Source organism: Paenibacillus sp. 01L418, assembly GCF_056400045.1.
The window spans coordinates 1-23,542 of the sequence record NZ_JBFTSN010000068.1; the positions used below are offsets into that span (position 1 = coordinate 1).

Consider the following 23,542-nt stretch of genomic DNA (forward strand, 5'->3'; position numbering starts at 1 on the left):
TCGCGTAGGGAGATGCATTGATAACAGTCCCATAGAATCCTTCTGGGGAACCCTGAAGTGCGAAAAATATTATTTGCATACATACCGAACTTTTGATGAGCTTGAACGGGACATTGAAGCCTACATTCACTTTTACAATTACGAACGATTACAGGCGAAACTAAACGGCCTCAGTCCAATGGAGTTTAGGACTAAGGCCGTTTAACAGGTTTTATTATTTGTAATGTCTACTTGACGGGGTGCAGTTCACTTCAGGGACAGTCCCTTTACTCGTATATACGATTTATAAAATAAGTCTGAATTACTTGCCGCCTGCGCGTGCAAGCTCTTTCTTGTTCGCTTCGAACGCTGCAAGAAGTGCCGCTTCGCCCACTAAGCCTGTATCTTCAACCTTGCGGATCTGTTCAAGCATACGCTTGTAGTCCTTAGGAATAACTTTAACGAATTTCGAAAGCGATGCTTCCCAATCATTCAATAGACGGTTACCAATCGCACTCTCTGTATACTTAACATGTGATTCAATCAAACCACGAAGTTCAGCAACATCTACAGAGTCTTCTAGGCGCTCCAGCAATACCATCTCCAGATTGCAATGATTGTAGAAATCGCCTTTCTCATCGTAGATATACGCGACTCCGCCAGACATACCTGCCGCAAAGTTACGACCTGTTAGGCCAAGAATAACGACGCGTCCGCCTGTCATATACTCACAGCCATGATCGCCGACACCTTCTACAACTACATTTGCGCCGCTGTTCCGAACAGCGAAGCGTTCGCCAGCTGCACCGCGGATATAGGCTTGACCGCTAGTAGCACCATACAGCGCTGTGTTACCGATAATAACATTGTCCTCAGCCACAAAAGTTGCCTTTGGTGACGGTGCTACAATGATTTTACCGCCGGATAACCCTTTTCCTACATAGTCATTCGAATCGCCTTCGATTGACAATGTGATTCCTTTTGGCACGAATGCACCAAAGCTTTGGCCAGCCGTTCCGACAAAATGGTAAGAAATCGTATCTTCCGGCAAACCTGCTGCACCGTATTTACGGGTAACTTCGCTACCAAGAATCGTACCAACAACACGGTTCGTGTTCAAAATAGGGAATGTTCCGCGCACGCGCTCGCCATTCTCAATCGCAGCCTTTGCAAGTGGAACGAGCTGCTGCATATCAAGCGACAATTCAAGACCATGGTTTTGCTCTTGAACATTGTAGCGAACTGCATCCTGTGGTAGATCAGCTTCGTACAGCAAGCCAGAGAGATCAATACCTTTTGCTTTGTAATGCTCAAGCAGCTGCTTCGTTTCCAAAATATCGACGCGGCCAACCATTTCTTGAATGGTACGGAAACCGAGCTCTGCCATTATCTCACGCAGCTCTTCAGCAATGAAGCGCAGGTAGTTAACAACATGGCTAGGATCGCCCATAAATTTTTTGCGAAGCTCAGGATTTTGAGTTGCAACGCCTACTGGACAAGTATCCAATTGGCATACACGCATCATGATGCAGCCTAGCACGATAAGCGGAGCCGTCGAGAAGCCATATTCTTCTGCTCCAAGCAGTACAGCAATCGCAACGTCACGGCCATTCATCATTTTGCCATCTGTCTCAAGAACAACACGGTCACGCAATTTGTTTAGCATTAGCGTTTGATGTGTTTCTGCAAGACCAAGCTCCCACGGCAAACCTGCGTGACGAATCGAGCCCATTGGAGAAGCTCCAGTTCCGCCATCATAACCGCTGACCATAATAACATCTGCGCGGCCTTTCGCAACGCCAGTCGCAATCGTACCAACGCCAACACCAGATACCAGCTTTACATTGATTCTTGCGCGTGGATTAGCATTTTTCAAGTCATGAACAAGCTCTGCCAAATCCTCAATAGAATAAATATCGTGATGCGGCGGCGGCGAGATCAGTCCTACGCCAGGCGTGGAACCACGAACCTCGGCTACCCAAGGATATACTTTAAGGCCAGGCAGTTGACCGCCCTCACCAGGCTTAGCGCCTTGAGCCATTTTAATTTGAATCTCATCTGCATTAACCAAGTAGTTGCTCGTTACGCCAAAACGTCCCGATGCTACTTGTTTAATCGCACTGCGTCTGGAGTCGCCATTCGCATCTGGTATAAAGCGTGCTGGATCTTCTCCACCTTCGCCCGTATTGGATTTGCCGCCTAGGCGGTTCATCGCAATAGCCAGACTCTCATGGGCTTCTTTACTGATTGAACCAAATGACATCGCACCTGTTTTGAAGCGTTTTACGATGGATTCAAGTGATTCAACTTCCTCAAGCGGAACGGCTTGACGGCCTTCCTTAAACTTGAGCAAAGAACGAAGCGTAAGATGTTTTTTGTCCTCGCCCTGTACAAGCGCAGAGAACTTTTTGTATAGCTTGTAGTCATTCGCACGAGAAGCCATTTGCAGCGTATGAATTGTTTGCGGTGTAAACAAATGGTCTTCGCCATCTTTACGCCACTGGTAATCACCGCCAGAGTCAAGCTCTTTCTCTCCGCCTTCTTGCTCAGCGAAAGCGCGGTTATGGTGCTTCAACGTCTCTTCAGCAATAACATCTAGACCGATGCCGCCGATGCGGGACGGTGTCCATGTGAAGTACTCGTTAATCACATCTTCTTTCAAACCGAGCGCTTCAAAAATTTGAGCACCACGGTAGGATTGAATGGTCGAGATACCCATTTTGGACAATATTTTAATAACGCCTTTAGTGGCTGCTTTAATATAATTTTTCACTGCTTTATCATGTGATACGCCGCGAAGCATGCCTTGCTTAATCATGTCGTCAAGCGATTCAAATGCAAGATAAGGGTTAACTGCGCTTACGCCGTAACCAAGCAGCAATGCATAGTGATGCACTTCACGAGGTTCGCCGGATTCCAGCAAAATAGCAACCTTTGTCCGTGTACCTTGGCGAATAAGATGATGATGCAGTGCCGCTACTGCCAGCAAAGCTGGAATTGCAGCATTTTCCTTGTCGACGCCACGATCGGATAGAATAAGCAGATTATGTCCCTTCGCAATAACACGATCAGCCGCTTCACACATTTGTGTAAGCGCAGCGCGCAAGCCCGTCTCACCCTCATTTGCAGGGAAGAAGATCGGGAGTGTAATGGAACGGAAGCCAGGACGGCGCACATGGCGCAGCTTGGCGAATTGCTCATTAGACAAAATAGGCGTATCCAATTTGATGTGTCGGCAGCTCTCTGGCTCTGGATTAAGCAGATTGCGTTCTGGACCAATCGTTGTACCTGTCGCAGTAATAATCTCCTCACGAATCGCATCAATAGGCGGATTCGTAACTTGTGCAAACAACTGCTTGAAGTAATTGTACAAACGCTGCGGACGCTCTGACAACACCGCCAGCGGTGCATCATRACCCATTGAAGCGATAGGCTCCATGCCGCTGCCAGCCATCGGCTCAAGCACTTTGCGAATGTCTTCAAATGTGTATCCGAATGCTTGCTGTCTCATTTGAACAGTAGCATGGTTTGGTTCTGGCAGCTCAGGAGCTTCCGGCAAATCTTCCAAATCAACAAGATGCTCATTCAGCCATTCGCGATATGGATGCTCGGTCTCGATTTCCGCTTTCACTTCTTCATCAGAAATGATGCGGCCTTGCTCTGTATCTACAAGCAGCATGCGCCCTGGACGCAAGCGGTCTTTGTACAAAATATCCTCTGGCGGAATCTCCACGGTTCCAGCCTCGGAGCCGAGAATAATATGATCGTCCTTCGTTACGTAATAACGAGCTGGACGAAGACCATTGCGGTCAAGCACCGCACCGATTTTTACGCCGTCAGTAAAACCAAGCGCAGCTGGGCCATCCCATGGCTCCATCAATGTGCTGTGGTATTCATAAAATGCTTTGCGCTCGTCGCTCATGCTCTCATGATTGGACCAAGGCTCTGGCACCATCATCATTGCGGCATGTGCCATTGAACGACCGGACAAGAATAGGAACTCCAGCGTGTTGTCGAACATTGCTGTATCCGATCCATCTGGGTTAATAACAGGTTTGATTTTCTCGATATCATCACCGAACAATTCAGAGGCAAACAAGGTTTGACGGGCATGCATCCAGTTCACATTGCCGCGAAGGGTATTAATTTCTCCGTTATGAATCATATAATGGAAAGGATGAGCGCGTTCCCAGCTTGGGAATGTATTCGTACTAAAACGGGAATGTACAAGCGCCATTGCCGAAACAACGGATTCATCGTTCAGCTCGGTATAGAACGAACGCACCTGCTCTGTCGTAAGCATTCCTTTATATACGATTTTTCTGGAGGATAGGCTAGAGAAGTAAAACATATTGCCGCCTTCTTTGCCGGCATAACGAATCGCAAGCTCAGCGCGCTTACGAATAACATATAATTTGCGTTCAAATGCCATATTGTCCTTCAGGCTGTCGTTCATGCCGATAAACAATTGACGAACATAAGGCTTAACAGCTAATGCGGATTCACCCAGTTTCTTATCATCCGTTGGAACCGTACGCCAACCGATAACCGATTGGTTCTCCTCTTGAACGATCGTTTCCACTTCACGCTCAATTGCACGGCGAGCTTCTTCATCCTGCGGCATAAAAATCATACCTACGGCATAGTGTCCTTCGACGGGAAGTACAATTTCTTGCTTCTTTAATTCAGCCGCAAAAAATGTATGAGGAATTTGAAGTAAAATACCTGCTCCATCTCCCGTATTCGGTTCGCTGCCTTGACCACCGCGATGCTCCATATTCTCGAGCAGCATCAGCGCTTGGCGAATGACCTTGTGTGACTTGATTCCCTTGATGTTGGCCACAAAGCCCATGCCGCATGCGTCTTTCTCAAACTGCGGATCATAGAGCCCCTGCTTCGGCGGCAATCCCAAAATATGTTCTTTCATTGTGAGCAACCTTTCTATGAGAAGATTTTTGGGTAAGCGTGAACGTGTTGAAATTAAGCACCGATGAATACGCATTACGCTTCATTTTTGGCTTGTTTTATCATAGAATGGTAGTCAGCGAGGCACACCGGCCTGCTCCTTGACATTCCTAAGCTAAACGGAAACGTCTCTTATAGAGCGTTAACGTTTAATTGACCACACCCGGCCTTTACCGCGTCATAGCGATTATCCTGTTATTTTATCATTAGGCCAAAGCGGAATCAATTTAATATTTTCATAATAGTTTGCACTATTTTACTACAAATTCAATTATTGAAGATGGTTTTGGAAGGCGTTAGCTTCGATTCTCTGCGGAGTATCATCATAGCATACCCAGCAGTTTTTATTTCCTTTTATTTTAACAGAGGAGTGTGTACTTATTGTATAGCAAGTTTAGGAAAGCGGCGTTTCGCGCTGCATCGTCAGTATTGATCGCTATCGTGCTTACAACCGGTATTTTCTCTCCACTAAGTATAAGCACTGCCGGGAATAACGCTCCTACTGCTCATGCAGCCTCTGTAGTTGACAAAAAGATAGATGATCACACTTACCGCATCGTCGCGGTTGGTGATTCATTAACTGCCGGCTACGAATATGGCTTTACCGAACAATCCATTCCATATGGCTTCGTAGAGCATGTATACGAACAAGCTTTATTCCATGGACTTCGTGCAGAGTACATCAATTATGGGGTGCTAGGGCTCCAAACATCAGGATTAAAGCGATGGATTGAAGCCGTTGTGAGCGGTGCCAGCGTAAAAGGCTCTGATATTCAGAGCGGGCTGCCCGATCCACGCGCAGAGCGAATATTTGTTGAAACATCGCTGCTCCGCTCTGCCTTAAGTGAAGCTGATCTAATCGTAATGACAATAGGCGGCAACGACTTGTATGCTGTTCTCGACAAGTTAAATAAGGGTGCCGATCGTGCCGAGACGACTGCTGTGCTGGACAAGGCTTTGGACACTTACGAGACGGAGCTTGAGCCTGCTCTAAGATTGCTGCTTTCTCAGCAGCCAAATGCCCAAATCATTATCGCAGATCAATATCTGCCAATCCCTCCTCCATTAAAGGTAGGATCGCTCATCTTTCCTCTTTACCCTGAGGCTGACCGGTTGTTTCTGAAGGATAGCATCAAGCAGCTGCGGGAACGCTTAAATCAGATAATCGAACGGCTTGTGAAAGAAGGATTTAATGTTAAAATCGCAAATGTCTCATCTTCCTTCATAGATAATGAGCTAAGCTATACTTCAATTGCAAAAGGGGACATACATCCTAGCAGGGCGGGTTATGCTGCAATGGGGAAATCCTTTTCGAAGGCCATTTGGGGAGATTATCGCATCGTTAAGCCAAGAGCGAAGGATGATGAGGCTGCTATTGCTATTGTCGTTAATGGAAAAGAAATGATTAGCGCAAATAAACCAATGGTTGTTCATAATCGCACTTTCGTACCGCTTCGGAGCATTGCAGACGCATTAGGCGCTACCACCAAATGGAACGCCGCTGCGCAGACGGCAACTATAAAAGTTGCCGATCGAGCGGTGGATATAACGGTAGGGCAATCCTCTTTCCGTGAAAACGGTGCAGTTAAAGCACTAAATACACCGCCTGCTTTTATTCATACCGTTGGCAAAGCAAGCACGTTATATGTTCCGCTTGCCGCATTATCAGAAGGATTGCAATTCCAAGTGATTTATCGCGATACTCTAAAAACCGTCTTCATTAATAAATAATATAAAGCTATTTATATTCCTTTAAGAGCTGCTGCATTTGCTCCAAGCCTTTAGCCGCCCAGCGCTGCAGTCGATCCAGTGAAGCAATTTCGGCTTCTGCGGCAGCTCTTAAAGAATCGTTATACTCAGGAATAGTACCTGTATGCCGCTTTACGTCACGCAGCAAAACATTTGTTTTTTCTGTAAAGCTTAGTGCACGACGCTCATGAAACATAGGCACGTCTGGATTATAAGGATTATGCAGGTCTCCTTGCTCAGGATGCTTTAACACAGCTAATACCTTTACGAGAGCACGAGGCCCGTTAATTTCAACAAGCTCACCTAGATAATGACCGGAGCGGATTTCAGCTCTAACGTTGTCCCCTATTTTCAAACTATCGTCAACCTGGTTATTTCGTTCCATATCGAACCATCCTCACTTTATTATGTTATATTTGCTTGTAAAATATATGTAAATATAGTTGACTACTTAGTTACATATAATAATAACATGTACATCTTCATTCTAGGATAATTTATCCACCACATTATTCGCAACCCTAGCGGATAAAACTTGTGTTAGTCGCACTTGCATCGTAATATGGAATTAGAAAAGTAGGTGGAATGAATGCGTAAGAAAAGAGTGCTTCTGCTCTCTGAAGGCTTTGGCTCTGGTCATACCCAAGCTGCCTATGCGCTCGCTGTCGGACTCAAGCAATTAAGTCCGGGGATTCAGACCCGCGTCATCGAGTTAGGAAATTTCCTTAATCCGGTGCTTGGTCCGTGGATTATATCTGCATATCGCAAAACGGTAAGCAAACAACCAAAGATGGTCGGTCTTATGTACCGCAGCAACTATAAGAAGTCGCTTAACCGCTTTACACAGCTTGCGCTTCATCGTGTGTTTTATACCCAAACGTCACAGGTCATATCCCAGCTGAAGCCAGAACTAATCGTATGCACCCATCCTGTACCGAATGCTGTCGTTGCTCGGCTCAAACGTCTAGGACTAGACATACGGTTATATACGCTTATTACAGACTATGATGCACATGGGTCATGGGTAAACCAAGAAGTCAATAAATACCTCGTTTCAAGCGAGCTTGTGAAAGAGCGGCTCATGGAAAAAGGGGTTACAACAGACCGAATTGAAGTAACAGGAATCCCTGTTCACCCCAACTTCTGGCATACATACGAGAAAGAAGAGATTAGAGCGCAATTTGATTTGAAAAACATGCCGACCGTACTCATAATGGGCGGCGGTTGGGGAATTTTATACGAGGACAATGCCCTTGAATATATGACCAAATGGCGGGAAAGCACACAACTCATTTACTGCGTTGGCTCAAACGAGAAGATGAAGGAAAAAATGCTTGCCGATCCCCTTTTTCAGCATCCTAACATTCGTATACTTGGCTTCACTCGCGAGGTGAACAAGCTGATGGATGTCTCCGATCTTCTAATTACGAAACCTGGCGGCATGACCTGCACAGAAGGAATGAGCAAAGGAATTCCAATGCTGTTTTATGAGCCKATTCCTGGACAAGAAGAAGAGAACTGCGAATATTTCATCAATAACGGATTTGGAGAAATGCTCGATTCGAACGATACTGTCGATAAGTGGTTCAAGCTTATTCATGAGCCTTACGCTTCAGGCCAGTTTAGAGACAGCCTGCTTACCAAACGCAATCAACAATACGACCCCACGAGTTGTCCAAACGCCGTCCTGCGACTGATGCAGTGACGGTTTTCTTTTTAAAATAAGAATGAAGCATAAATTGTATGCCCTTATCCAAATAGTATATCTGATGAAGGGAGCTGTTTATAATGAGTTCGAAGATGACAGACGGAAAAACGATTATTTTGAGGTTGGAAATTGATACGAATCTTGCGCAGTTTGGCCGAGCAGCTACAGCAATCGAACAAGCCAAAGGCGATATTATCGCCATAGACGTCATACATACAGACAAAAACAAAAGCTTGCGCGATTTAACTGTGAAAATATCGGAGCATGGCGCAGCAGAACGGCTTACGACAGCCTTGAAATCATTAGAAGGCATTCGGCTCGTTCATATATCCGACCGTACCTTCCTGCTTCATCTTGGAGGAAAAATTTCAATTCAGCCGAAAACGCCGATCCAAAACCGCGATGATTTGTCCCGTGTCTATACGCCGGATGTGGCTAGAGTATGCCAAGCGATCGCTGAAGAACCATCCAAAGCTTATACGCTCACCATAAAAAGAAATATGGTTGCCGTCGTTTCCGACGGAAGCGCGGTGCTTGGCCTCGGCAATATCGGTCCATATGCAGCTATGCCTGTCATGGAAGGCAAAGCGATGCTGTTCAAGCAATTTGCCGATGTMGATGCGTTCCCGATCTGCCTCGACACGCAGGATACCGAAACCATCATTGCAACGATCAAAAACATTGCGCCTGCCTTTGGCGGCATTAATTTAGAGGATATTTCCTCCCCTCGCTGCTTTGAAATTGAACAAAGGTTAAAGCAGGAGCTTGATATTCCTGTCTTTCATGATGATCAGCATGGTACTGCGGTCGTATTATACGCGGGGCTGCTAAATGCGCTGAAGCTGACAAATCGAAGCCTCCAAGAGGCTCGCATCGTTATTTGCGGAATCGGGGCAGCAGGAACCGCTTGTACAAAAATGCTGATCGCCGGAGGAGCAAAACATATTATCGGTGTGGACCGGGCTGGGATATTGTCCGCTGACTGTGTTTATGACAACCCTATGTGGCAGTGGTATGCTAATCATACGAATGAAGAGCGCATCACAGGCGGTTTAGCTGAAGCGCTAAACGGCGCTGATGTTTTTATAGGCGTTTCGGCCGGCGRCATATTGACGCGAGAGCATATTACAACGATGGCAAAAGATCCAATCGTTTTCGCAATGGCGAATCCAGAGCCTGAAATACGCCCTGAACTAGCTGAGGATATCGTCGCTGTTTTTGCTACGGGGAGATCGGATTATCCTAATCAGATTAACAATGTTCTCTGCTTTCCGGGAATTTTCCGTGGAGCGCTCGATAGCCGGGCTGCCACAATTAATGAAGAGATGAAGCTTGCGGCAGCAGAAGCCATTGCCTCCGTTATCAGTGATGAAGAACTGAGCCCTATGTATATAGTTCCTAGCGTCTTCAACACGAGAGTCGTTGAGGAAGTACGGCGACGCGTCATACAGGCTGCTCAGCAAAGCGGTGTCTCTCGCCGTCAAATTCGGGAGTAGCTGCTGCCATTCTATTCTTTGTAGTAATCTCCGCTCGTTTACGGCCCCCGTAACGAGCTTTTTTTTATTTTTAGCAACGTGAATTTTTCTAAATCATCAATAATCATAAGAATTGAAAATGCTGGGAGAGAATATTCTGAAAAAGACGTTGAAACCTGTAAGCAGGTTATCACGTATTCGTTCTTAAGCACTTGGTCTAGAGGAACTAGAGAAGCGGAGATGAAACACATGACAAGTATCATCTTCTTAAGCGAAAAAATTATGCTATAATTAAAATATCAAGCGCTAAAGCGCTTTTTCAACAAGCTGCAGCATATGTTAGCATAAGTGGAATTTACACACGGTATATTTCGTAAAAGCAGGCTTTATGTGCAGGTTAGTTGATGGAAAGGGAGCCTGGTAATGTTTCAAGCCGTAGTCGATTTTTTAAAGGATTTCGGTCCACTCGGATTGTTTATTCATTCGTTTCTAGACGCAGTTATATTTCCCATTCCTGCTTTTTTTCTTCAAGTTTCATTGAGCATACTCAATCCATCTACAGCATTATGGCTGGCCACTGTGGGCTATATCGCCTGCCTCCTAGGTACACCTGTCGGGTATTATTTGGGAAAGATTATGGGCAAATCCGTTCTATATAAATTTCTAAAAAAAGAATGGATCGATGCCGCTACGGATAAGTTTCAGAAAAATGGCGAAGCAGCCATTCTTATCGGCTCTTTCACACCTATTCCATTCAAAGTATTTACAATATTGTCTGGTTGCTTAAATTTCCCTCTTTGGAGATTAATCGGGTACGCAGCAATTGGCCGGGGCTTAAAGTTCTATATTGTTGGATCATTATTTTATTTCTACGGACGCGCTGCGGAAAGCATGGTTAAGGATGTTTCCTTGTATATCTTTTTAGGAGCCGTGCCTATTCTCATTGTTTATCTTTTTCTTCGCAAGAGACGTAACAAGAAGAAAGCGCTCGAGGACAAAGAAGTTGAAGCAGTCCAGAACGAACAAATTAAACATAACGATAATGCGAAAATTCAAATAGATTCATAAGCAATTTCATACAGATGTAAAAAAGCCAGTTAGGAATAAATCCTAACTGGCTTTTTTGAGGTTATAACGCGCTTCCACCGAACAGTATACGATACTCCCAATGGGTACCTTCAATACTGCTGACGGTAACACCGCCCCCCTCTTTCGAATACGTATGCAATACTTTGCCGTCTCCCAAATAAATCCCGTCATGAGTAATCGTAGCTTTAGATTTATCAATTCCATTATAGGCTGATGCCTTCGTTCCTTTATAGGACATAAAGAATACGATATCACCGCGTTTCAACTGCTTCCAGTTGGTCGTAATAGAACCTTTATCCTTTACGTACTGACCTTGCTGACGAGAGTCAGCCGGGAGCTTCAGAGAGACGCCATCAAGAAAGGCTTGTCTCACGAAATCGGAGCAATCAAAAGTTGTCGTCGTGTTGCGATCAGAACTGTATTCATAAGGGGTGCCTAAATACTTCATCCCTGCAGCTATGATTTTCTCAACCTGCTTATCTTTTGATACATCAGGATTCGTAACTGTTCCACCGCCATTGCCGCCCGTGTTCCCCCCAGTATTCCCACCAGGAATAGTCCCAGTTACTTTCAAGTAGGAAGAATCTGTGCTTACATAGCCGCGAATACCGTTGCCATCCTTCACTTCATACCAATAGCTGTTTGTCTTTTCTACGATAGTTACCTGCTCACCTTTCTTCAAATATCGAATGCGTTCACCCGATGTCGATGCCGCCTTTCGGAAAGAAACAGAAGATAGAGCGACTGCATTGCCGTCTTGTGCAGGAACCGAGGTTTGAAGCTCAATATACTGTGATGAGGTCGATATGTAACCTTGTTTACCCGAAGAATCTGCTACTTTATACCAATATGAATTAACCTTATTCATCACCGTAATTTGTTCGCCTTTCTTTAAACTGCGAATAATGGATGCTGATGTCGAAGGTGATGTGCGCATATTTACGCTCGATTGTACCTCTGCTGCTTGTGTTGTCTGAGCCGCCAGCGCTGCTGGAACTGAAAGTGAACTAAACAATAATGCTGCCGTTAACGTTGCTGTTGCCATCCTTTTTTTCATGCTGTGTTGCAATCCTTACGCCTCCTTGGTGTGTAAACAGTTTAAGTTTCACGGTTCTGCTTCATTGTAAATTCGATTAGATTAGACAAGTATCGACCAAAAAGCCTATTTAACCCCTCTTCGTAATAGGTTTTAAGAACCACAAAATCGTCGTATGTACACAAAAAAAAGACATCCCAATTAAGAGGATGCCTTAGTACCTATATGCACTTGAAATTTACTCCATCACTGCAACTAAATTGTATGATTTTCATGTGAAGAGTAGGTCTTTTGGCAGAATCAGCCTTTCATGCCATTTGAACCATAAATTTTGATTTTGAACTCATTTGGCAACAATTACCGATTGGATTTAATGATTTTCCGGCTTACTTGCCCCTGTATTCTCGATTAGCTCATCGGGCTCAACGTGAACATGTATGCTCATTATGTTATGCTTCCTACTCATTCGACGCTCGATTTCGTCACTTATTTGATGGCTTTCGATCAATGTAAGCTCGGGATCAACCTGAACGATTACATCGACAAGTACATGACTGCCATGTACTCTAGCTTTAATATCCTTAATCGATTTAACACCTTTCGTTTTGGCAATTGTTGAACTTAGAGAGGACAGCTCATTCTCATCAAAGCCGTCCGTAAGCGCATGCGTAGAGCTATAAAAAATTTCCCAAGCCGTTTTACATATTATAATACCTACAGCTATTGCCGCTACAGGATCAAGCCATGGCAAGCCAAATTGTGATCCTATAATACCGATAGCTGCCCCTATGCTCACAAGAGCATCTGACAAGTTATCCTTAGCTGCCGCTAATAAAGCTTGATTGTTAATTCGGAGGGCCAGCCTTCGATTATATATATAAACCCCGCCCATACATGCCGCAGCAAATAAAGCAATCCATGCTGTCATTAGATTAGGTATATGATGATTAGCAGCAAACAATGATTTTACAGCACTGATCAATACTTGGATGCCCACCGTCGCCATAATGAACGAAGCGATAAGTGCTGCAATGGTCTCCGCTCGAAAATGTCCGTATGGATGATCCTTATCCGGCGGCTTCTGTGAAATTCGCAATCCAATCAGTACGGCTACTGACGCAACAATATCAGTAAGGTTGTTATAGCCGTCTGCAACGAGTGCTCCAGATACGAACCAGTAGCCTGCTCCGAGTTTGATGGCGGATAATCCCAAATAAGCGCCTATACTGACCCAAGCACCCTTCTCGCCTTGTTTAATCTCATCATACTGATTCAGCTTAAATACCCCCCAAGCAATAAAAGTATGTATTTTTGCACCCATGCAACAATCCAGTGTATCGATTCGAACGATCATATCCTAATTAACTTACCCGTTATTATAAGAAAAAAACAGCCGGTATAAGAACCGACTGCTTTAAAAAGCGACTATTTAGTTAATTTCATAAATCTTATAAATTTCATCAAGCATTAGATTAGCTGCAATGACGCCGCCGGCTGTATTCCAGATCGCATCGCTCACTCTAATCGCTTTATTATTTTTTACAACTTGAAGGCTTTGCCACAAAGGATCCTTCAACATTTCTTCTTCCATCTTCGTTCCTTTGCCATCACCCGTTTCATAAGTGAAGTAGAACAACATGTCAGCATCTACTTCCGGCAAACGTTCTTTCGTAATTTCCTCAACGAATGTATCTTTATATTTTTGATTGTCTGGACGTGTAATTCCAAGCTTCGAGAATGCAATCCCTGTAAAAGTATCCTCTAAGTAAATGCGCGTTTTGCCCGCCATAAACCGAACGACTGATACCTTCTGGTTGAGCTTGTCGCCAGCTTTACTTTTAAAGTCTGCTGCACGGTTGTCATAGTCGGCAATGATTTTTTCGCCATCAGCTTTCTTGCCGATCGCATCAGCATATAGCATGAAATTAGACTGCCAAGCACCACGAAGCGTTTCAGAAAACACAGTAGGTGCAATAACCTTAAGCTGATCATAAACTTTCTCTTGGCGCAATTTATTACCAATAATAAGATCAGGTTTTAGGCTTGCAATCAGCTCGATGTTAGGCTGACTCTCTTCACCTACAACGGTAACACCTTCCATATCCGCTTTTATGTGGTCATACCATGGGTCGCCTGTCCAAGATTTCACCGCGCCTACCGGTTTAATGCCAAGTGCCAGCAACGCTTCTGTTCCTTCGTTAGATAATACGACGATACGAGTTGGATTGCCTTCTATTTTGGTCTCGCCCATTGCATGCGTAATTACTCTCGTGTCTTCTGTCTTTGACGCGTTTGTTCCTTCTGTCGCCGATGAATTGCCTTCGTTATTTTTTGAACCGGATTGGCCGCATCCCGAAACAATTACGGCTAGTGCAAGCAATAGGGCGGATGCTGTCCAAGTAAATTTCTTCTTTAATACATAAGACATTTTTTTCTCCCCTTCATGTTGAAAATCATTCTCAGTTTTATTACAAACGAAACTATACCAGCCATATAAAACAAAGTCAATAACTGTTGATAATGATTTTCAACTTCATTGACACTATGTACATGATCCCCTAAAATGTTTTAGTAGTCCTAAATCATGAATACCCTTCACAATTGACATCAAGGAAAGAGGAAATTATGAGTACATTATTACATACACGAGCCCAGAAAATAATAGGGCTGATAACCGGCTTGCTCCTCTTTGCTGCTGGTATCGTTTGCAGCATAGCATTTGGAGTAACGAATATTAGCTGGCGCACGATTTTAGCTTCATTTACCGCATTTGATGGCTCTCAGGAGCAGCTCATCATTCAAACGGCAAGAGTGCCGCGCGCGTTTATCGCAGCCGCAGTCGGAGCGAGTCTAGCTGTAGCAGGCTCACTCATGCAGGGAATTACCCGCAATCAGCTTGCTTCTCCGAGCATATTCGGCGTGAATTCAGGAGCCGCTTTCTTCATCGTCATCGGCTCTGCCTTTTTCGGAGCTAGCGGCATGACGACTTTTGCAACTCTGGCGTTTGTAGGAGCAGCCTTTACAGTGACTCTCGTTTACTCGCTTGGCTCGATCGGCAACGATGGTTTGACTCCGCTGAAGGTTACGCTTGCTGGCGCTGCTATGACTGCTTTCTTCTCTTCGCTCACGCTGGGCGTATTGCTTACAAGCGGCCAGACATTTGATCAGGTGCTTTATTGGTTTGTCGGCTCCGTCTCAGGACGCGACATGAACATCTTTACAGCCGCTGCTCCATATATGGGTATTGCCTTGATAGCGGCCATCGTGCTTGCAAGACATATGAACGTGCTGGCGCTTGGAGAAGACGTTGCTGTAGGATTAGGTCAAAAAACCGTCTATATCAAATTAGCAGCTGGAATTATTATCGTTCTGCTCGCAGGCGGCTCGGTCTCTATGGCTGGCCCTATTGCTTTCGTTGGCATTATTATTCCTCATCTAATGCGTTATTTAGTTGGCATTGACTACCGTTGGGTTATTCCATACTGCGCGGTGTTTGGCGGCATATTGCTGCTTGCTGCTGATATCGGATCAAGATATATTTCATTTCCGAAGGAAGTTCCCGTGGGAATCATGACAGCGATTATTGGTGTTCCTTTCTTCGTGTTTATCGCTAGAAGAGGAGGCCAATCCTAATATGAATAAATGGATCACACTCAGGGGCCGCAAACACTCCTTTCAACTTGACCGCCGAACATTAATGGTGATTGTTATGTTGCTAATTGCCAATTTAGCAGCAGTCGTCATTTGTGTTGGGCTTGGCAGCAAAACCATTAATCCTATCGATGTTTTACTTACTTTTGTGGGACAAGGTGATTCGTCAGATGCGATGATTATTTTTTCACTTCGTCTGCCACGCGTGTTGATTGCTGTAATGGTAGGCTCAGCACTCGCTGTTTCAGGGGCGCTGCTGCAAGGTATTGTGYGCAATCCTTTGACATCTCCCGATATTATCGGCATTACGGGCGGAGCCTCACTTGGCACCGTTATATTCATTTTGTATTTTTCGCATATAAGCATCCGGTTCATGCCGATCAGTGCTGTTATTGGAGCTTTTGCCGCCGCGTTCCTCATTTATTTATTTGCTTACCGAAAAGGAATCACGCCGCTCAGGCTCGTCCTAATTGGTATCGGAATGGCTACCGCATTAACTGCGGTTACCTACATGCTTATCCTTACGTCATCCTTCACGCCTACTGCGGTAGCCGTCAAAGCCTTTACTTTTATGACTGGCAGCATCTACGGCGTATCATGGAACAGAGACTTTTGGACTTTGCTTCCATGGCTTGTCGTTTTGTTTCCAATTGCGCTTATCTATGCTCGGCATCTTAATGTCCAGGAGCTTGGCGATGAGGTTGCTACAAGCGTTGGCAGCTCCGTCCAAATCAAAAGAACGATACTGCTCATCATCAGCGTTGCGCTCGCAGGTGTTGCGGTTGCTATAGGTGGTGCCATTAATTTCATCGGGCTTATGGCGCCACATATTGCCCGGAAGCTTGTTGGCCCGTCTTATGGAGGCGTAATACCTGTGTCCGCTTTAATAGGGTCGCTTGTATTGCTGCTCTCTGACCTTATCGCAAGAACTGCGTTCCTTCCGCTAGATATTCCAGCAGGTGTCTTCACTGCAGCGATAGGCGCACCGTTCTTTATCTATTTATTGTATCGCCATCGCAACCGATCATAACGCACTGCGCGTTTATAATTAAACAATAATAAGCAAAGGGGAGAGATTATCGTGTCCTCCATTCAAGCGAAAAATCTTACGTTATCCTACGGACAAAAAGCGATTTTCAATAATCTTGATTTGCTGATCCCTCCCGGCAAGATCACAGTATTCATTGGCAGCAACGGCTGCGGCAAGTCAACGCTGCTCCGTTCCCTTGCCCGCCTTTTAAAGCCGCAAGAAGGCTCTATTCTTATTGATGGCCATGAGATTGCCAAACTCTCTAGCAAGGAAATCGCAAGGCGCCTAGCGATCTTGCCTCAAGGTCCAATTGCACCGGAAGGCTTAACCGTCCATCAGCTCGTCAAGCAAGGCCGTTATCCTTATCAAAGCTGGCTGCAGCAATGGTCGCATGAAGACGAGAAGATGGTCAAAAAAGCACTTGAAGTGACGCATATGGACGAACTGTCCTCGCGCTCACTGGACTCGTTATCCGGCGGTCAACGTCAACGTGCTTGGATAGCAATGACGCTAGCCCAAAACACACCGACTATTTTGCTTGATGAGCCGACAACCTATTTGGATATGGCCCATCAGATCGAAATTCTTGATTTGCTTTTTGATTTAAACGAGCAGGAGAATCGTACGATTGTGATGGTGCTGCACGACATTAACCTAGCTTGCCGATATGCTGATCACATTGTAGCTGTGAAAGACGGCCAAATACATGCGCAGGGCAAACCGGAAGCCATTATGAACGAACAGCTTATACGCACCGTGTTTGATATGGAATGCCAAATCACARCAGATCCCATATTTGGCACTCCCCTTTGCATCCCTTACGGGAAAGGCCGCAAGCTGCCATTAAAGCAAGAAAGCGTGCGTTAAGCACATAATAAAAAAAATGGTGGGGCAGGGTTTATTCTGCTCCACCATTTCTTTATAATCGCACGCTCACGCGGAATTAGGTGATTACTTCATAGATTCGCGCTTCAAATGGCCTCAGCTCGATGCTTCGCCCTTCGTCATTCCAAGTGCTTAATGTATTCTCATACGTACCAAGCACCAGCTTCAGCTTCAAAGCTTCCTCTCCAAAAAACGAATCCGAGAACGTAAAAGTTTGGGCCTCTTCTCCGTGATTCAAAAGCACAACCCATTCGGTTCCTTCCAGCTCTCGTACATAAACATATAGATTAGGATCATCTTCACTTATATCGGTAAAGTCGCCATAAACCATGACTGGATTGCTCTTTCTAAGCGCAATGAGCTTCCGATAAAAAGCTAATACTGAATTTGGATCTTTTTCCGCTTGTTCTACATTAATTTCTTCATAATTTGGATTAACCTTAATCCATGGCTCGGCGCTGCCAAAACCTGCATTAAGCTCCGTATTCCATTGCATTGGCGTTCTGGAGTTATCACGGCTAAGCGCCTGCAATGAACGAAACACTGCGGCAGGATCTTGGCCTTTGCCGACTTCCTCCACATATCTGTTAATCATCGCAATATCTTTATAATCGCCGATCGTTTCATACCTTACGCCTGTCATACCGATTTCTTCGCCTTGATAAATGTATGGAATGCCTGGAAGCGTATGGACCATCGTAGCAAGCAGCTTAGCTGATTCTTCGCGGAATTCCTTGTCATTCCCATAACGGGATACTTGCCGCGTATGATCATGGTTATTTAGAAACTGCGAGCCAAACCCTCGGCCAGCCAAAGCCTCCGCCCACTGCTTCTGGATCCGCTTGTAACGAACCATATCCCATTCCGGCATTTCATCCGCAACTTCAAAATGGAACAGCGTATTCAGCTCCATACGCTCCTCTTCAACGAACAAAGGACCTGTCTCCGGTGTTGCGAACGCGATTTCGCCAACGGTCATCATATCATAATGCCGGAAAACCTCACGGTTCATTTCCTGCAAATAATCATGCAGTCCCGGATTATGTGTTAAATACCTGATGTCATGTGGATCTTCTACATCGCTGAAGCTGTTTGGCTTAGCCAGCAATGCCAGAGCGTCGAGCCGAAGCCCGTCTACTCCTTTATCCAGCCAGAAACGCAGCATGTTGTAGATTTCCATTCTCATTTCTTTGTTTGCCCAGTTTAAATCCGGCTGCTCGATCGCAAAGGAATGCATATAATATTGCTTCGTCGTCTCATCAAATTCCCAGCTTGAAGGGTTAAAATAAGAACGCCAGTTGGTAGGCGGCTCGCCCTCTCTACCATCCTGCCAAATATACCAATCTCGCTTCGGATTATTGATCGAGGAACGAGATTCGATGAACCAAGGATGATGATTCGATGTATGATTAACGACGACGTCCATCATCAGCTTCATGCCTCTTGCATGCGTCTCCGCAACGAGCTGATCAAAGTCCTCCATCGTACCTGCCTTTTTCATTACCGTATAATAGTCGGACACATCGTAACCATTGTCCTTGTCTGGGGATTCATTAAATGGATTAATCCAGACCATTGTCACACCTAACGATTGAATATAATCCAGCTTTTCAATAACACCTCGAAGATCACCAATACCATCCCCATTTGTATCTTTAAAGCTGCGCCAATAAACCTGATAAACAACTGATTCCTTCCACCAAGCCGGTTTTATCTGCACTCTAAACTCTCCTTCTCTCTATACAAACAAATGGCGCGCGAGGGGACACCGTGTCCAGACGCTTCGCCATTCTTTTGCTGCTGTTAACCTTTGATGGAGCCGCCAAGCATCCCGCGAACAAAGTATTTTTGAAGTGCAAAAAATACGGTGAGCGGCATGAGCATCGAAACAAATGCTGCTGCTGTAAGCAAATGCCAGTCATTTCCTCTGGAGCCTACCATGTTTGCAATATTCATTGACAATACTTGCACTTCAGGCTGGCTTCCGAGAAATATAAGGGATATCAAATAATCATTCCATACCCATAAAAATTGGAATATGCTGATCGATGCTAGCGCAGGGACGGATAGCGGCAGGATGAGCCTGCTGAAAATTGTAAAATTCGTTGCCCCGTCCATAAATGCCGATTCGAACAAATCCTTGGGCAGCTGACTAATTGATGTGTACATAAAATATGTGATCAATGGCAAACCAAACGCCGTATGTGCAAGCCAGATCCCAAAGTATGTGCCGTTCAGTCCAAGCGATGTATAATCGCGCAAAATCGGAATGAGCGCTACCTGCAAAGGCACGACAAGCAAAGCGATGACAATAACAAACAATGTCTTTCTCCCTGGGAACTTAAGCCAAGCAAAAGCATAAGCTGCAAAGGATGCGATGAAAATCGGAATTACGGTAGCTGGTACTGTAACCGCAATCGTATTCCAGAAGGAACGCGACATACCGCTGCCCTTCTCTGTCTTGGTCGTACCATCTGGCATCGTGATGGAATATGTTTTTCCACCCAGCACCGTCTCATAGTTCTGAGTTGTAAAATTTGAAATGATCGTCCACTGCTTATCCTGTACGTTCAGAAGTCTAGCTCTCCGGTTTTCCCAGATCAATCGTTCGCCGTTAAGCTCCACACCCGCACGCAGCTGATCATCGGTAAACGTTGTTCCATTCACCTTAATTGGCTCACGAAGATCGGTGTCCTTGGGCAGCTGAATTTGCTCTGTTGTGCTCCAATCTCGATGAGGCAGTATATTCCACCAGCCAGTAGATAATATATCTGCTGCAGGCCGGAAAGAGGAAACGAGCAGACCGAGCGTCGGGATAGTCCAAATGAGACATATGACAGCTAGCACTGTATTCACGAGCCACTTGGACTTACGGGATTTTTTGTTCCTGCTCATATTAGAACCCTCCTTCTCTACGGAACTGCCGCAGATTGATTATGATGACTGGAATGACAGCAACGAGAAGCACAATGGCTAAGGTTGAACCATAACCTGCATTTTGGTACATAAACAGCTGGCGATAGAACTGTGTTGCCACAACGTCCGTCTCATATTGTCCGCCTGTCATGATCATAACAACGTCGAAGATTTTGAGTGTAAACACAATAATCGTTGTTGTAACGGATAACAAAGTTCCCGCAATGTAAGGAATCATGATTTTGAAAAAAATGCGAACCTCGCCTGCGCCATCCATACGAGCGGCCTCCAGCATATCCTCTGGGATGCTCTTAATCGCAGCTGAGAATATAACCATCGCAAAACCTGTTTGCATCCAAATGAGAATAACGATAAGAAACAGGTTATTCCACGGCTGAATCATACTGAGCCATGCCTGCGGTTCCCCGCCAAATTTCACGACGATCGCATTCAGCAGTCCAATTTGCTCCTGGCCTGGCTGATAGTAATAAATAAATTTCCAGATAACACCTGCCGCTACGAACGAGATCGCCATCGGCATAAATATGAGACCCTTAGCCAGCTTCTCGAAGCTGCTTCGATCAGCAAGTATCGCAATTAAAAGACCTAAGCCAACACAAGCCAGTGTGCCAAAGAACACCCAAAGCAAGTTGTTGCGCAGCGCCATGATGAGCAGGCGGTCCGTAAATACAGCTACATAGTTGGCGAAACCGACAAAATTGACCGAGCCGGCATCAAAAAAGCTTAAGTATAGCGTCCGCAATGTCGGAAAGACAAGCAGCCAACCAAGCAGCAGCACCGCTGGGCCAACAAATACAAAAGGCAATATTCTCCGCTTCCATTGATCCGGATACTTTTCAACTACCCAGTTAAACGAATAGTATATCGAATAAATACCAACTGCTCCCCATATGACTGCAAACACCGCATTGAGGATAGGCGGAAGGTTGGAGTCGCGGAAAAGTATAAATATGCCCCCGTGAATGACAATATTGATAACTGGCACGAGTATGGATAACAACAGTAGCCGCAGAGCATTGCCTTTCCTAGCCTGTAATTCCATATGAATCCTCCTCCAAGGTTTGCGAAGCAAACCTTTCTTCGTAAGCGTAAACTTAGGTTTGCGTAGCAAACCTATCTTCGTAAGCATAAACTTAGGTTTGCGTAGCAAAACTTTCTTCGTAAAAGCCACCAATTTCTGCGCTGATTATAGAGGGGCTTTCCCCTTGCGGCGAGAAGCCCCCGAATCACTCAAGCAGCAGTCAATTATTTTTTCCAGCCAGCTTGAATTTCTTTTAGTGCTGTATCCAAATCTACTGTTCCACTTACCCAGTCTGTCATACCTTTCCAGAATGTACCTGCGCCAACTGCGCCTGGCATAAGGTCAGAACCATCAAAACGAATCGTTTCTGCTGTTTTCACGAATTCTGCCATTCTGCGTTCTTGATCGTTCGGGTACCATGAAGGATCAGCATCATTCATAGGAGCTGTTACGCCGCCTGTTTGAATCCAAGCTTTGAGCGACTCGCCCGTTGTGAAGAATTCCATTACAGCGCGAACCTCTGGACGATCATTAAACATAGCATAAATATCTCCTGAGATTAGAGCTGGTTGACCATATTTCTCATCAATGGCTGGAAGTGGGAACCAATCGTAATCATCAGCTGTCAAGCCTTCTGGGAAGAAGCTTGTAATAAAGCCAGCTTGACGGTGAAGCCATGCTTTTGGCGGATTATCGAATAGCGGCTTAACTGCATCACCAAACGATGTTGTAGCGATCGATTTTTTTCCACCGTACACATAGTCCTCGTTGAACCAGATTTCAGCCATTTTTTCTGCTGCATTTTTGACTACAGGGTCTGTGAATGGAAGCTCACCCGATACCCATTTGTCATAATTTTCAGGCGTAGTCGTGCGGAGCATAATATCCTCCATCCAGTCTGTAGCCGGCCAGCCAGTCGCTGTACCGCTCTCGATGCCGATGCTCCAAGCTGGATCGCCGTCTTTCGCGATTTGATCAGTCAGCGCCATAAGCTCTGTCCATGTTTTTGGAACGGTATAACCTGCTTCTGCAAATGCTTTTTTGTTGTACCACACTAAGCTTTTTACGCTGCTGCGTGCCCAGATGCCGGACATTACGTCTCCGCTAGTACCTTTCATCGTAGCCATGTCAAGCCAGCTTTGGTTGTATTGTTTCTTCAAATACTCATCGCTAAGGAATGATTTTACATCAATTACCTTACCAGAGTTCACAAAGCCCTTCAGCAAACCCGGCTGCGGGAAATCCGCAATATCAGGAGCGTTTCCGCCGTTTACACGTACCGAAATCGTTGCTTCGAACTCTTTAGAGCCTTCATACGCGATGTCGATTCCAGTCTTATCTTCGAACGCTTTAATGCTTTCGTTAAATTTCACTTCATCCGCATCCGTAAACGGACCGAACATCGTAACCTTTTTACCTTTAAAATCGCCGTTTAATGCTTTAGCCAGCGCGCTGTCGCCCGCCCCTGCTCCTGCATTCGTTCCGCCCTCTGCTGGCTTCTCTGTCGGCTGGTTCGTTGTATTATTATTTTTCCCTCCGCAAGCCGTAATCGTCATCACAAGCGCTAGCGTTAGAATAAAGACAGTCGATGCTTTTTTTGTTTTTCTCGTGTACATAGACCTCATCCTTTCATGTTTAAGTAATCAGTAATTAAATTACACTTACTCGGCCCTTTTGAAACGTTAAATTAACGTCAGATAACAAGTTGTTGCCTCACCTCCTTTAAAGTGCCAATGTAGGTTGTTTTTATGCTCAACAGGTATCGAAAACGAAATCTTTTAAATAGATAACGCTTCCATTGCTCTGAAAAGCTTTTCAGAGAGGAGTTAAAGCGAACGACCAAAGCCAAAATTTAGAGGCAAAGCCGTTTCGCTATTAATATTCTAATCTAAGTATTATCGTTTCACGCCTATGATGAATAGGACTTGGTTGACTCCCGTACAATTAAATGATGTGGAAGCTTTTCTCTGAGCACTTCAACTTTCCCCGTTGTAATCAGCTCATGCAGCTTCTCAAC

The 23,542-nt window shown here is 45.2% G+C and carries 17 protein-coding genes; 8 read left to right on the forward strand and 9 right to left on the reverse strand.

Annotated elements, in window-relative coordinates; translation table 11 throughout:
- On the forward strand, nt 1-205 hold a 205-nt coding region (locus AC1DSE_RS11775; RefSeq protein ID WP_477527478.1), incomplete at its 5' end, for an IS3 family transposase.
- Between the two features lie 96 nt (nt 206-301).
- Here AC1DSE_RS11775 and gltB read toward each other — a convergent pair.
- Nucleotides 302-4,906, reverse strand: coding sequence for a glutamate synthase large subunit (gene gltB / locus AC1DSE_RS11780; RefSeq protein ID WP_477527701.1), 4,605 nt, complete (start codon nt 4,904-4,906; stop codon nt 302-304).
- 419 nt (nt 4,907-5,325) lie between these two features.
- Here gltB and AC1DSE_RS11785 point away from each other — a divergent pair, with 419 nt between their 5' ends.
- Nucleotides 5,326-6,675, forward strand: coding sequence for an SGNH/GDSL hydrolase family protein (locus AC1DSE_RS11785; protein ID WP_477512974.1), 1,350 nt, complete (start codon nt 5,326-5,328; stop codon nt 6,673-6,675).
- Between the two features lie 7 nt (nt 6,676-6,682).
- Here AC1DSE_RS11785 and kapB read toward each other — a convergent pair whose 3' ends face one another.
- Nucleotides 6,683-7,078 (reverse strand): kinase-associated lipoprotein KapB, encoded by a 396-nt coding sequence (gene kapB, locus AC1DSE_RS11790; RefSeq protein ID WP_477512973.1) that lies wholly within the window; start codon nt 7,076-7,078, stop codon nt 6,683-6,685.
- Between the two features lie 204 nt (nt 7,079-7,282).
- Between kapB and AC1DSE_RS11795 the strand changes: the two genes are divergently transcribed.
- From AC1DSE_RS11795 to AC1DSE_RS11805, 3 genes are all read left to right on the forward strand, one after another.
- Entirely contained in the window at nt 7,283-8,398 is a 1,116-nt protein-coding gene (locus AC1DSE_RS11795) for an MGDG synthase family glycosyltransferase (protein WP_477512972.1), read from the forward strand.
- An 83-nt stretch (nt 8,399-8,481) separates the two neighbouring features.
- Nucleotides 8,482-9,897 (forward strand): NAD-dependent malic enzyme, encoded by a 1,416-nt coding sequence (locus AC1DSE_RS11800; protein WP_477527702.1) that lies wholly within the window; start codon nt 8,482-8,484, stop codon nt 9,895-9,897.
- 402 nt (nt 9,898-10,299) lie between these two features.
- Nucleotides 10,300-10,944 (forward strand): YqaA family protein, encoded by a 645-nt coding sequence (locus AC1DSE_RS11805; protein ID WP_477512971.1) that lies wholly within the window; start codon nt 10,300-10,302, stop codon nt 10,942-10,944.
- 61 nt (nt 10,945-11,005) lie between these two features.
- On the opposite strand, the gene AC1DSE_RS11810 is transcribed toward AC1DSE_RS11805, so the two are convergent.
- From AC1DSE_RS11810 to AC1DSE_RS11820, 3 genes are all read right to left on the reverse strand, one after another.
- Complete coding sequence (locus AC1DSE_RS11810) at nt 11,006-12,034, reverse strand: C40 family peptidase (RefSeq protein ID WP_477512970.1); 1,029 nt, start codon at nt 12,032-12,034, stop codon at nt 11,006-11,008.
- Nucleotides 12,035-12,371: 337 nt separating this feature from the next.
- Entirely contained in the window at nt 12,372-13,322 is a 951-nt protein-coding gene (locus AC1DSE_RS11815) for a cation diffusion facilitator family transporter (RefSeq protein WP_477527703.1), read from the reverse strand.
- A gap of 108 nt (nt 13,323-13,430) precedes the next feature.
- Complete coding sequence (locus tag AC1DSE_RS11820; protein WP_477512367.1) at nt 13,431-14,429, reverse strand: ABC transporter substrate-binding protein; 999 nt, start codon at nt 14,427-14,429, stop codon at nt 13,431-13,433.
- Between the two features lie 197 nt (nt 14,430-14,626).
- Here AC1DSE_RS11820 and AC1DSE_RS11825 point away from each other — a divergent pair, with 197 nt between their 5' ends.
- From AC1DSE_RS11825 to AC1DSE_RS11835, 3 genes are read left to right on the forward strand one after another with little or no spacing between them, the layout of a single operon-like run.
- Entirely contained in the window at nt 14,627-15,634 is a 1,008-nt protein-coding gene (locus AC1DSE_RS11825; protein ID WP_339204605.1) for a FecCD family ABC transporter permease, read from the forward strand.
- Nucleotide 15,635: 1 nt separating this feature from the next.
- On the forward strand, nt 15,636-16,682 hold the full coding sequence (locus AC1DSE_RS11830; protein WP_477527704.1) for a FecCD family ABC transporter permease: 1,047 nt from the start codon (nt 15,636-15,638) through the stop codon (nt 16,680-16,682).
- 51 nt (nt 16,683-16,733) lie between these two features.
- Nucleotides 16,734-17,549, forward strand: a complete 816-nt coding sequence (locus AC1DSE_RS11835) for an ABC transporter ATP-binding protein (RefSeq protein WP_477527705.1) — start codon at nt 16,734-16,736, stop codon at nt 17,547-17,549.
- Between the two features lie 76 nt (nt 17,550-17,625).
- Here the strand turns inward: AC1DSE_RS11835 and AC1DSE_RS11840 are convergent, their stop codons facing one another.
- From AC1DSE_RS11840 to AC1DSE_RS11855, 4 genes are all read right to left on the reverse strand, one after another.
- A complete protein-coding gene (locus AC1DSE_RS11840; protein WP_477512395.1) occupies nt 17,626-19,281 on the reverse strand; it encodes a glycoside hydrolase family 13 protein in 1,656 nt (551 codons plus the stop codon).
- An 89-nt stretch (nt 19,282-19,370) separates the two neighbouring features.
- Nucleotides 19,371-20,462: a carbohydrate ABC transporter permease gene (locus tag AC1DSE_RS11845; protein ID WP_430059722.1), complete on the reverse strand. Its 1,092-nt coding sequence runs from the start codon at nt 20,460-20,462 to the stop codon at nt 19,371-19,373.
- 1 nt (nt 20,463) lies between these two features.
- Nucleotides 20,464-21,546, reverse strand: coding sequence for a carbohydrate ABC transporter permease (locus AC1DSE_RS11850; RefSeq protein ID WP_076268933.1), 1,083 nt, complete (start codon nt 21,544-21,546; stop codon nt 20,464-20,466).
- A gap of 203 nt (nt 21,547-21,749) precedes the next feature.
- Nucleotides 21,750-23,141, reverse strand: a complete 1,392-nt coding sequence (locus AC1DSE_RS11855) for an ABC transporter substrate-binding protein (protein ID WP_477512369.1) — start codon at nt 23,139-23,141, stop codon at nt 21,750-21,752.
- Nucleotides 23,142-23,542: the final 401 nt, after the last annotated feature.